Raw genomic sequence first — 11,541 nt, forward strand, 5'->3', positions numbered from 1 at the left:
CGAAATGTCCGACGACAAACGCGCCAAGTCCGATAAGAACGAGAAAAACAAGTACCCCGTCAACCTGCTCGACACGCCCTTCCCGATGCGTGGCGACCTGCCCAAGCGCGAGCCGCAGTGGGTCAAGCAGTGGCAGGAGAAGCAGATCTACAAGAAGATCCGCGCGGCGCGCAAGGGCGCGAAGAAGTTCGTGCTGCATGACGGCCCGCCGTATGCCAACGGCGATATCCACATCGGCCACGCCGTCAACAAGGTGCTCAAGGACATGATCATCAAGGCGCGCGGCCTCGCCGGGCTCGACGCCGTCTACGTGCCGGGCTGGGACTGCCACGGCATGCCGATCGAGATCCAGATCGAGAAGAAATTCGGCAAGGGCCTGCCGGTGCAGGAAGTCCAGGCCAAGGCGCGCGCGTACGCCACCGAGCAGATCAAGCGCCAGATGGTGGACTTCGAGCGCCTGGGCGTGCTGGGCGACTGGGACCATCCCTACCTGACCATGAACTACAGCAACGAGGCGGACGAACTGCGCGCGCTCGGCAAGATCATGGAAAAGGGCTATGTGTTCCGCGGCCTCAAGCCGGTGAACTGGTGCTTCGACTGCGGCTCGGCACTGGCCGAGGCGGAAGTCGAGTACAAGGACAAGGTCGACCTGTCGATCGACGTGGGCTTCCCGTTTGCCGAGACCGACAAGCTGGCGCACGCCTTCAAGGTGCCGTTCGACCAGATCAATGCCAAGCCGGGCTGGATCGTGATCTGGACCACCACGCCGTGGACCATCCCGAGCAACCAGGCGCTGAACGTGCACCCGGAGGTGGAATACGCGCTGGTCGACACGCCGCGCGGATACCTGATCCTGGCCACCGAGCGCGTCGAGGAGCAGCTCAAGATCTACGCCCTGGAAGGCAAGGTCGTCGCAACGGCCACCGGCGCCGCATTGTCGGAAATCCGCTTTCACCACCCGCTGGCCAGGATGGACGCGGGCTATGACCGCCTGTCGCCGATCTACCTCGGCGACTACGTCACCACCGATACCGGCTCGGGCATCGTGCACTCGGCCCCCGCCTATGGCGTGGAAGACTTCCAGTCGTGCAAGGCGCACGGCATGCCCGACAGCGACATCATCAGCCCGGTGATGGGCAACGGCGTCTACGCCGGCACGCTGCCGCTGTTCGGCGGGCTCTCGATCTGGGATGCCAACCCAAAGATCGTCGACGCGCTGCAGGAATCGGGCAACTTGTTCAATTCGCACAAGTACACCCACAGCTACATGCACTGCTGGCGTCACAAGACGCCGATCATCTACCGCGCCACCTCGCAATGGTTCGCGGGCATGGACGTGGATCCGGCCGAGGAAAACGGCAAGCCCGTGCCGACGCTGCGCGAGACCGCGCTGGCCGGCATCGAGGCGACGGAGTTCTACCCGTCGTGGGGCAAGCAGCGCCTGCACAACATGATCGCCCACCGGCCGGACTGGACGCTGTCGCGCCAGCGCCAGTGGGGCGTGCCGATGGCCTTCTTCGTGCACAAGGAAACCGGCGCGCTGCATCCGCGCACGCCTGAACTGCTGGAAGAGATCGCAAGGCGCGTGGAGCAGCAAGGCATCGAGGCCTGGCAGGCGCTGGACCCGGCCGATCTGCTGGGCGACGAGGCCAGCCAGTATGAGAAGAACCGCGACACGCTCGACGTCTGGTTCGACTCCGGCACCACGCACTGGACCGTGGTGCGCGGCTCGCACCGCAACGACCTGTACGATCCGGCCGCCGATGCGGCCGAAGGCCGCCTCGCCGACCTGTACCTGGAAGGCTCCGACCAACACCGCGGCTGGTTCCACTCGTCGCTGCTGACCGCGTCGATGCTGTATGGCAAGCCGCCTTACAAGGCGCTGCTGACGCACGGCTTCACCGTCGACGGCGAGGGCCGCAAGATGTCCAAGTCAGTCGGCAACACCGTGTCGCCGCAAGACATCTCCAACAAGATGGGCGCCGAGATCATCCGCCTGTGGGTGGCCTCGACCGACTACTCGGGCGAGCTGTCGATCTCGGACGAGATCCTCAAGCGCGTGGTGGAAAGCTATCGCCGCATCCGCAACACGCTGCGCTTCCTGCTGTCGAACCTGTCCGACTACGACCACGGCAAGCACGCGCTGCCGCCGTCGGAGTGGCTGGAGATCGACCGCTACGCCGTGGCGCTGACCGACCGGCTGCAGAAGGAAGTGCTGTCGCACTACGAGGCGTACGAATTCCACCCGGTGGTGGCCAAGCTGCAGACCTTCTGCTCGGAAGACCTGGGCGGCTTCTACCTGGACGTGCTGAAGGACCGCCTCTACACCACCGCGGCCGACTCCAAGGCCCGCCGCGGGGCGCAGAACGCGCTGTACCACATCACCCAGGCGATGTTGCACTGGATGGCGCCGTTCCTGTCGTTCACCGCGGAAGAAGCCTGGCAGATCTTCACCCACGGCACCGAACACACCGACACCATCTTCACCAGCACCTACTACGCGGTGCCGGAAGTGGACGATGCCGACAACCTGCTGCAGAAGTGGCACACGCTGCGCGAAGTGCGCGCCGAAGTCACCAAGCAACTGGAAGCCGTGCGCGTGGAAGGCGAGATCGGCTCGTCGCTGCAGGCAGAGCTGACCATCCAGGCCGGCGGCCCGGTACTGCAGGCGCTGCAGAGCCTGGGCGACGACCTGCGCTTCGTGCTGCTGACTTCGTCGGCCAAGGTCGCCGCCGCGCCCGAAGCCGGCGACCTGCTGGTGACGGTAACGCCGTCGGCGCACGCCAAGTGCGAGCGCTGCTGGCACTACCGCGCCGATGTCGGCCACAACCCGGACCACCCCACGCTCTGCGGCCGCTGCGACAGCAACCTGTTCGGCGCCGGTGAACACAGGAGCCACGCCTGATGGCATCGACCACGTCCCGATCCGCCCGGCCCGCGCGCCGCGGCAGCAAGGCCTCCGGCAACACCACGCCGCTGCTGTGGCTGGCGTTCGCGCTGCTGGTGGTGCTGCTTGACCAGTTCTTCAAGATCGTCATCGTGCGCAGCTTCACCTACGGTGAGTCGCGTCCGGTCACAAGCTTCTTCAACCTGGTGCTGGTCTATAACAAGGGCGCGGCGTTCAGCTTCCTGGCCGACGCCGGTGGCTGGCAGCGCTGGTTCTTTACCGGGCTGGGCATCGTGGTCGGGGCGTTCATCGTGTGGCTGCTGTATCGCCACACCGGGCAGCGGCTGTTCTGCTTCGCGGTGTCGCTGATCCTGGGCGGCGCGGTCGGCAACGTGATCGACCGCGTGGTCTACGGGCACGTTGTCGACTTTCTGGATTTCTACGCTGGCAGGTATCACTGGCCGGCTTTCAACGTCGCGGACTGCGCGATCACGGTGGGGGCGGTGCTGTTGATCGTGGATGAGTTGCGGCGGGTGCGAAAGCACTGAGCATAGCGATTACGCTAAGCAAACCGATGGTGTTCCCCTCTCCCGCCGGGCGGGAGAGGGGAGCAAACCCTCAGGGGGAGCAAACTCCCAGCCGGCTTCCCCCGTATCATTTCCCTTTCTCCCCAGCCAGGTTCCCACCATGGATTTGCGCGGCAAGCACATCGTTCTCGGCCTGACCGGCGGCATCGCCTGCTACAAGTCGGCCGAGCTGGTTCGCCTGCTGACCAAGGCCGGCGCCACCGTGCAGGTGGCCATGACCGAGGCGGCGACCCACTTCATTACCCCGGTGACGATGCAGGCGCTGTCCGGCCGCCCGGTGTTCCTGTCGCAGTGGGACGCCCGCATCGACAATAACATGGCGCACATCGACCTCTCGCGCGAGGCCGATGCCATCGTCATCGCCCCGGCTTCCACCGACTTCATGGCGCGCCTGGCCAACGGCCTTTGCGACGACCTGCTGAGCACCCTATGCATCGCGCGCGACTGCCCGCTGCTGGTGGCGCCGGCGATGAACCGCCAGATGTGGGCCGCGCCGGCAACCCAGCGTAACGCCGCGCAACTGCGCGCCGACGGCGTGACCATCCTGGGGCCCGGCAGCGGCGACCAGGCCTGCGGCGAGGTCGGCGACGGCCGCATGCTCGAGCCGGAAGAACTGCTCGACGACATCATCGCCTTCTTCCAGCCTAAGCCGCTGCAAGGCAAGCGCGTGCTGATCACCGCCGGGCCGACCTTCGAGGCAATCGATCCCGTGCGCGGCATCACCAACCTGTCGTCGGGCAAGATGGGCTTCTCGATCGCGCGCGCGGCGCGCGAAGCCGGCGCCGAAGTCCTGCTGGTGGCCGGGCCGACCGGCCTGCCGACGCCGCGCGGCGTGATGCGCACCGACGTGCGCAGCGCGCAGCAGATGCATGACGCGGTGCTGGCACAGCTGCCCGGTGCCGATGTCTTCGTCGCGGTGGCCGCGGTGGCCGACTGGCGCCCCGCCGAGGTGGCCCGGCAAAAGCTGAAGAAGGCCAACGACACCGACACGCCCACGCTGCAGTTCGTGCAGAACCCCGACATCCTCGCCACCGTGGCGGCGCGCACGGATGCGCCCTACTGCGTCGGTTTCGCCGCGGAGAGCGAGAACCTGGAGCAGTACGGCGAACAGAAGCGCCAGCGCAAGGGCGTGCCGCTGCTGGTCGGCAATATCGGCCACCATACCTTTGGCCTGGACGACAACGAGATCGTGCTGTTCGATGCCGCCGGCATGACGCGGCTGCCGCGCGCCGACAAGCTGTCGCTGGCGCGCCAGCTCGTTGCCGCCATCGGGCAGCGTCTGCCCGGGCGGACGCGTCCCTGATTGTTGAAACGAATTTCCCCGAGATTGCTTATGACCCAGCCTCTGAACCCAACCGTCGAAATCAAGGTGCTCGACGCCCGCCTGAACGAGTGGGGCCTGCCAGCCTACCAAAGCGAAATGGCCGCCGCCATCGACCTGCATGCCTGCGTCGACACGCCGGTGTCGATCGCCCCGGGCACGCCCGCGCAATTGGTCCCGGCCGGCATCGCCGTTCACATGGGCAACCCCTACATGGCCGCGACCATCGTGCCGCGCTCGGGCTTGGGCCACAAAAAGGGTTTGGTGCTGGGCAACTCGATCGGCGTGATCGATGCCGACTACCAGGGCCAGATCATGGTCAGCGTATGGAACCGCAACGCGCCGGGCACCGAGCCGATCGTGATCCAGCCGGGCGAGCGCATCGCGCAGATGATGTTCGTGCCGGTGCTGCGGCCGGTCTTCACGACGGTAGACGAGTTCAGCGAAGACAGCGAGCGCGGCGCCGGTGGCTTCGGCTCGACCGGCGTGCATCACGCCAACGCCAGCGCCTGACGCCCAGGCACGCCGGCAAAGCAAAACTGGCGCCTTGCGGCGCCAGTTTTCATTTCAGCTGCGCTGCTCGAACAGCAACGCCACGCCGCCGGCCGCCTCGGCCGGCACCAGCGTTTCGCGGGGGCCGAGGTCATGGGTCGGCACGCCGGCGTTGCGCCAGAGCGCGCGCGCCGCGGCCAGGTCGCCGGTACGCAGGCGCATCGCGGCGTAGCCCGGCACGTCCCTGCGCACATGCGTGGTACCGGTTGCCGAGGCCAGCGCCTGCGGCGTGCTGACCACCAGCGTGGCGTCATCCAGCGCCAGGCTGCTGATATGCTCGCTCAGCTGCGTCAGCTCGCCGCCGGTCAGTTCCGCGTAGGCCCGCGCGGCGGCATCGACCAGCGCGGGTGCCACCACCAGGAACATGGTCGCAATGCTGTCGGCGCCGTTGGCGTGCGACATCCATTCCGGCCGCCAGAGCAATTCAGGCGTGCGATGCTCGCAGACGAAATAGCGTGCGCCCGGCGCATCGTCGAGCGCGGTCACGCGGAAGGTGGCGGGATGTTCGCTGCCATCGTCCAGCCGCACCGGGCGCGAGAACTCGATCGGATCCGAGGTGTACCACCCCGACGCACGCAGCCGCGCGGCCGTGCCGAAGGCGTCGTCGCTCTTGCATGACATCGCCGCGCAGCCGCCGCCGCGCGCCTGCGCGTCCCAATAGTACTGGCGGCTTGGGGTGGGTGCAGTGACGTGCAGCAGCTCAACGTAGTCGTGCCGCAGCATGATGCAATGGTTCTGCGAACCCAGCGTGTGGTAGCCGCGCGGCGTCAGCGTAAAGCCAAGCCCTTGCCAGGCCTGCGCCCCCGCATCGAGGTCGGGACACACCACTACCGCGTGGTCGAACATTTCCGCTTGGCTTGCCATCGACGTCACCTCGGTCTGTGCGGCGGGCGCGCCTGCGCCGGCCGCTGTCATTCGAACTGGATATTGGCCTTGCGCGCCACGGCCTGCCACTTGTCGTGCTCCTGGCGCACCAGCTTGCCGAGGTCGGCCGGGCTGCCGCCGACGATCTCGAAGCCCTGGGCGGCCAACGCATCGACCACGCGCGGCTGCCGCAGCGATTCGACCAGCGCATCATGGATCCGCGTGACCGTCGCAACAGGCAGGTTAGCGGGCCCGAACACGCCAATCCAGGAATACGCTTCGAAGCCCTTGAGTCCCTGCTCGGCCACGGTCGGCACCTGCGGCAACTGGCGCAGGCGGCGGGTACCCGTCACGCCCAGCACCTTGATGGTCCGGGCGGCCACATGCGCCTGTATCGCGGCATAGCTGCTGAAAAACAGATCGACCTCATTGGCCAGCACCGCCTGTACGGCCGGGCCGCCACCCTTGTAGGGCACGTGGAGCATGTGCATGCCGCCTTCGGTCGCCAGCGCCTCGGCGGCAAGCTGGTTCAGGCTGCCGATGCCGGACGAGGCATAGCGCACGCTATCCGGCTTGGCCTTGGCCAGCGCCACCAGTTCGCGCACATTGGCGGCCGGCAGCGAGGGATTGGCCGCGATCACCAGCGGGAAGCGCACCAGCTGCGAGATCGGCGTGAAATCGTGGAAAGTGTCGTAGGGCAGCTGCTTGTACGCAAACGGGTTGATGGCATGCGTATCGAACGCCATCAGCAGCGTGCTGCCGTCCGGCTTGGCACGCGCCACGGTGCTGGACGCGATCAGGCCGCCGGCACCCGGCTTGTTGTCGACCACAACGGTCTGTCCCAGCGCCGCCTTCAGCCCCGGCTGCAACTGCCGGGCGACAATGTCGACACTGCCGCCCGGCGGGAACGGCAGCACAAGCGCCAGTGGACGGTTGCCGGCCGGCGCCTCGGCGGCGGCGGCATGCATCATCGGGACAGGCATGGCGCCCAACGGCAGGATCTTGAGCAGCAGGCGGCGGCGCCGCGTGCGTTCGGCAGAGAACATCGGGTATTCGGGTATTCGGGTATTCGGGTATTGGCAGCCGAACACAGGCGGCCGCCGGGACAAAAAAGAAGGGGCGGCATTCCTGCCGCCCCTGCATTTTGCCCGATGATCGGCCGCGTTGCAGGCAACCCCGGCCAAGCTGCGCCCGCATCGCCACGATCCGGTGCGATTTTCGGCCGGATCGGTTGCCGCTCAGGCCTCGGCGCGCTGCTCTTCCGGCGCCTCGGGCGGTTCCGGCTCGATCTCGGAGAAATCGAGCTTGATCTGGTCCTGTTCGTCCAGGTCGACCACCACCTTGCCGCCGGACACCAGCTTGCCGAACAGCAGCTCGTCGGCCAGCGCCTTGCGGATCATGTCCTGAATCAGGCGTTGCATCGGACGCGCGCCCATCAGCGGGTCGAAGCCCTTGTGCGCCAGGAACTTGCGCAGCTTCTCGCTGAAGCTGGCTTCCACCTTCTTCTCGTGCAGCTGCTCTTCCAGCTGCATCAGGAACTTGTCGACCACGCGCAGGATGATTTCCTCATCCAGCGAGCGGAAGCTGATGGTGGCATCCAGCCGGTTGCGGAACTCCGGCGTGAACATGCGCTTGATGTCGGCCATCTCGTCGCCCTGCTCGCGCGAGCTGGTGAAGCCGATGGTGGCACGGTTCATGGTTTCCGCCCCCGCATTGGTGGTCATGATGATGATCACGTTGCGGAAGTCGGCGCGCCGGCCGTTGTTGTCGGTCAGCGAACCATGGTCCATCACCTGCAGCAGGATATTGAAGATATCCGGATGCGCTTTCTCGATTTCATCCAGCAGCAGCACGCAGTGCGGCTTCTTGGTGACGGCCTCGGTCAGCAGGCCACCCTGGTCGAAGCCGACGTACCCCGGCGGCGCGCCGATCAGGCGGCTCACCGCATGGCGCTCCATGTATTCGGACATGTCGAAGCGCAGCAGCTCGATACCCATGATGAAGGCCAGCTGCTTGGCGACCTCGGTCTTGCCCACGCCAGTGGGGCCCGAGAACAGGAACGAGCCGATCGGCTTATCGGTCTTGCCCAGGCCGGCGCGCGACATCTTGATCGCCGAGGCCAGTGCCTCGATCGCCGGATCCTGGCCGAACACCACCGACTTCAGGTCGCGTTCCAGCGTCTGCAGCTTGCTGCGGTCATCCTGGTTCACGCTCTGCGGCGGGATGCGCGCGATGCGCGAGACGATGTCCTCAATCTCGCCCTTGCCGATGGTCTTCTTCTGCTTGGACTTCGGCAGGATGCGCTGCGCCGCGCCGGCCTCGTCGATCACGTCGATCGCCTTGTCCGGCAGGTGGCGGTCGGTGATGAAGCGGGCCGACAGCTCGGCCGCGGCGGTCAGCGCCGAGGCCGCGTACTTGACGCCATGGTGCTCCTCGAAGCGCGACTTCAGGCCGCGCAGGATCTGCACGGTCTGGTCGACCGAGGGTTCAACCACGTCGATCTTCTGGAAGCGCCGCGACAGTGCCGCGTCCTTCTCGAAGATGCCGCGGTATTCCGTAAAGGTGGTCGCACCGATGCACTTGAGCTGGCCCGACGACAGCGCCGGCTTGAGCAGGTTGCTGGCGTCCAGCGTCCCGCCCGACGCGGCGCCCGCGCCGATCAGCGTGTGGATCTCGTCGATGAACAGGATCGCGTTGGGATTGTCCTTGAGCGACTTGAGCACGCCCTTCAGGCGCTGCTCGAAATCGCCGCGGTATTTGGTGCCTGCCAGCAGGGCGCCCATGTCGAGCGAGTAGACGGTGGCCTTTTCCAGGATGTCCGGGACTTCGTTCTTGGTGATGCGCCAGGCCAGGCCCTCCGCAATGGCGGTCTTGCCGACACCGGCCTCGCCCACCAGCAGCGGGTTGTTCTTGCGCCGGCGGCACAGTACCTGCACCACGCGCTCGACTTCGCTTTCGCGGCCGATCAGCGGGTCGATCTTGCCGGCCTTGGCCAGCGCGTTCAGGTTCTGGGTGTATTGCTCGAGCGGGCTTTCCTTGCCGTCGCCGCCCTCGCCTTCGCCGGCATTGTCGCCGTGCTTGGCGGGCTCGGACTGGTCCTTGCGGATGCCGTGGCTGATGAAATTGACCACGTCCAGGCGCGTCACGCCCTGCTGCTGCAGGTAGTAGACCGCGTGCGAGTCCTTCTCGCCGAAGATGGCGACCAGCACGTTGGCACCTGTCACTTCCTTCTTGCCGTTGGAAGTGGACTGGACGTGCATGATCGCGCGCTGGATCACGCGCTGGAAGCCGAGCGTGGGCTGGGTATCGACCTCGTCGGTCCCCGGCACCACCGGCGTGTTATCCGCGATGAAGTTCTTCAGGCTAGTGCGCAGGTCCTCGATATTGGCCGCGCACGCGCGCAAGACTTCAGCTGCCGTGGGATTGTCGAGCAATGCCAGCAGCAGATGCTCCACGGTTATGAACTCGTGGCGTGCCTGCCGGGCTTCGACAAAAGCCATGTGCAGGCTCACTTCCAATTCTTGCGCAATCATGCTTCCTCCATCACGCACTGCAAGGGGTGCCCCGCCTGCCGCGCGTGCGTTGACACCAGCTCGACCTTTGTCGCCGCGATATCCCTGGTGTAAATACCGCAGACGCCCTTTCCTTCCCGGTGCACGGTCAGCATGATCTGCGTCGCCGTTTCCCGGTCCCTGCTGAAATACTGCTGCAGGATCATCACGACAAACTCCATCGGAGTGTAGTCGTCGTTAAGCAGCACCACCTTGAACATCGCAGGCGGTTTAAGCGCCTGCTCTTTACGCTCCAGGATGGTGCCCGCTTCGCGTTGTGGGACATTCGCAAGCCGTGTAGCCATGGCTTTATTCTAACCCTTACTCGCAACTCTGCAATTTGGGGAAAAGGCGCCGGATTCAAGGGCCGGGTTACCTGTTTCCGGTTATGGAAAAGCGCGGACCCGCACGCCAGAGGCATTGCAATGCACGTGACGGGAGCCGGCCTGATAGACTCGGACAATACCCGATGCTTGCCGCCAAGGTACCATCCCGCGCCGTCCGATTCCCGCCACACCCTGCCCGCAGTGGGGATTCCGCCAGCTTGACAGTATGTTTGTTTGACAGAAGAATCGGTCGCACACCCGCCTGAAGCCAGCGAGCCAAAGCAAAAGGCCAATGAGCGGGTGATCCGTGAGCAGGGAGGCCCACGGCCCGGCGGCGGCGAGTCAGCACCAGATTGGCCGCCACGCGATTGCACCTCGCCGCGCGTCATCGCCGGCCGCACCTCAGGACGCGGCCGGTCATGGCGTCGCAGTGCGTGCGTCGCAGTCCGTATCATCCGGCCGGCACCGGCTTCCCCGCTTTGAAATCTGCTATTTCGTTGGGGGAGTATATGGCAAGCGGTATGGTCAAATGGTTCAATGACGCCAAGGGTTTCGGTTTTATCAAGCCGGACGAGGGCGAAGAAGAACTGTTTGCGCACTTTTCGGCTATCCAGATGTCGGGCTTCAAGACGCTGAAGGAAGGTCAACGCGTCTCGTTCGAGGTGGTCCAGGGCCCCAAGGGCAAGCAAGCCACCAATATCCAGGACGCCGGCTAAGCTGCGCCGCGACCGTATCCCGGCCGGCAGAGCCGTGGAGCGGTCTACGAGGATGCGGGGGGAACTCCCCCGGGACGGGATCGGCGCCAGTGCCCGCCCGGCTGCCTCAGGCGGCCGGGCAGGTGCTGGCGCATATCAGCTGCACGCACCGCATCCGACGGAAAGCCCGGCCTCGTGCCGGGCTTTCTGCTTTCACAGGGCGCCGTCGGGGCTGGTCAGTTCAGGCCCAGCCGTCGATCTTCAGCCCGCTGGCCTGCTCGGCCTCTTCCTTTGTGACCTGCCGCACGGTCTGGCCAAAGGTCCAGACATGGCCTTCCGGGTCCCTGGCCGTGTAGGTGCGGTCGCCATAGAACTCGTCCTGCGGCTCGCGCACGATCACCGCCCCCGCGCCGCGGGCCCGCTCGCAGTGCTGGTCAAGCCCGTCCCGCAGGTGCACATGCATCGTCTGCGTATTCTTGCCGCCGATCGACGCCGGGCTGGCGGTAAAGTCCGCCCACTCGCTGCCAACCATCAGGTAGCTGTCGCCGAAGCGCATTTCCGAGTGCACCAACTGGTCCTGCTGGTCTCGGATCACCATGACCCGCTGGAAGCCGAAAGCGCGTTCCAGCCAGTCCAGCGCGGCCAGCGGGTCCTTGTAGAAAATGGCCGCGCCGAAGGCGGTGCGGCGGAAAGGATCGTCCATGGCAGTCTCCCCGGGCCACCGGCCCGTCCATTGCAGTTCCTGAAGTTCTAGGCAA

At 65.8% G+C, this 11,541-nt stretch carries 10 protein-coding genes; 5 read left to right on the forward strand and 5 right to left on the reverse strand.

The window, feature by feature from the left end; all coding sequences use genetic code 11:
* The first annotated feature begins 4 nt into the window (after positions 1–4).
* The 4 genes from ileS to dut all read left to right on the forward strand — a co-directional run bounded on the left by ileS (position 5) and on the right by dut (position 5,308).
* Positions 5–2,905, forward strand: a complete 2,901-nt coding sequence (gene ileS, locus ACIP1U_RS05350; protein WP_400312511.1) for an isoleucine--tRNA ligase — start codon at positions 5–7, stop codon at positions 2,903–2,905.
* Positions 2,905–3,435, forward strand: coding sequence for a signal peptidase II (gene lspA / locus ACIP1U_RS05355; protein ID WP_400312513.1), 531 nt, complete (start codon positions 2,905–2,907; stop codon positions 3,433–3,435). The genes ileS and lspA overlap by 1 nt, the downstream gene beginning before the upstream one ends.
* A gap of 139 nt (positions 3,436–3,574) precedes the next feature.
* Positions 3,575–4,777 (forward strand): bifunctional phosphopantothenoylcysteine decarboxylase/phosphopantothenate--cysteine ligase CoaBC, encoded by a 1,203-nt coding sequence (coaBC, locus tag ACIP1U_RS05360; protein ID WP_400312515.1) that lies wholly within the window; start codon positions 3,575–3,577, stop codon positions 4,775–4,777.
* Between the two features lie 30 nt (positions 4,778–4,807).
* Entirely contained in the window at positions 4,808–5,308 is a 501-nt protein-coding gene (gene dut, locus ACIP1U_RS05365; RefSeq protein ID WP_400312517.1) for a dUTP diphosphatase, read from the forward strand.
* A 54-nt stretch (positions 5,309–5,362) separates the two neighbouring features.
* On the opposite strand, the gene ACIP1U_RS05370 is transcribed toward dut, so the two are convergent.
* The 4 genes from ACIP1U_RS05370 to clpS form a co-directional block, all read right to left on the reverse strand.
* A complete protein-coding gene (locus tag ACIP1U_RS05370) occupies positions 5,363–6,211 on the reverse strand; it encodes a VOC family protein (protein ID WP_400312518.1) in 849 nt (282 codons plus the stop codon).
* Between the two features lie 47 nt (positions 6,212–6,258).
* A complete protein-coding gene (locus ACIP1U_RS05375; RefSeq protein WP_400312520.1) occupies positions 6,259–7,257 on the reverse strand; it encodes a tripartite tricarboxylate transporter substrate binding protein in 999 nt (332 codons plus the stop codon).
* 192 nt (positions 7,258–7,449) lie between these two features.
* Complete coding sequence (clpA, locus tag ACIP1U_RS05380; protein WP_400312521.1) at positions 7,450–9,744, reverse strand: ATP-dependent Clp protease ATP-binding subunit ClpA; 2,295 nt, start codon at positions 9,742–9,744, stop codon at positions 7,450–7,452.
* Positions 9,741–10,067, reverse strand: coding sequence for an ATP-dependent Clp protease adapter ClpS (gene clpS / locus ACIP1U_RS05385; protein WP_010814998.1), 327 nt, complete (start codon positions 10,065–10,067; stop codon positions 9,741–9,743). Before clpS ends, clpA begins: the two co-directional genes overlap by 4 nt.
* Before the next feature lie 530 nt (positions 10,068–10,597).
* Between clpS and ACIP1U_RS05390 the strand changes: the two genes are divergently transcribed.
* Positions 10,598–10,804, forward strand: a complete 207-nt coding sequence (locus tag ACIP1U_RS05390; RefSeq protein ID WP_400312523.1) for a cold-shock protein — start codon at positions 10,598–10,600, stop codon at positions 10,802–10,804.
* A gap of 220 nt (positions 10,805–11,024) precedes the next feature.
* Here the strand turns inward: ACIP1U_RS05390 and ACIP1U_RS05395 are convergent, their stop codons facing one another.
* Positions 11,025–11,486, reverse strand: coding sequence for a VOC family protein (locus ACIP1U_RS05395; RefSeq protein WP_400312525.1), 462 nt, complete (start codon positions 11,484–11,486; stop codon positions 11,025–11,027).
* Between the last annotated feature and the right edge of the window lie 55 nt (positions 11,487–11,541).

The sequence above is a fragment of the Cupriavidus sp. NPDC089707 genome, from assembly GCF_044748965.1.
Classification (GTDB): domain Bacteria; phylum Pseudomonadota; class Gammaproteobacteria; order Burkholderiales; family Burkholderiaceae; genus Cupriavidus.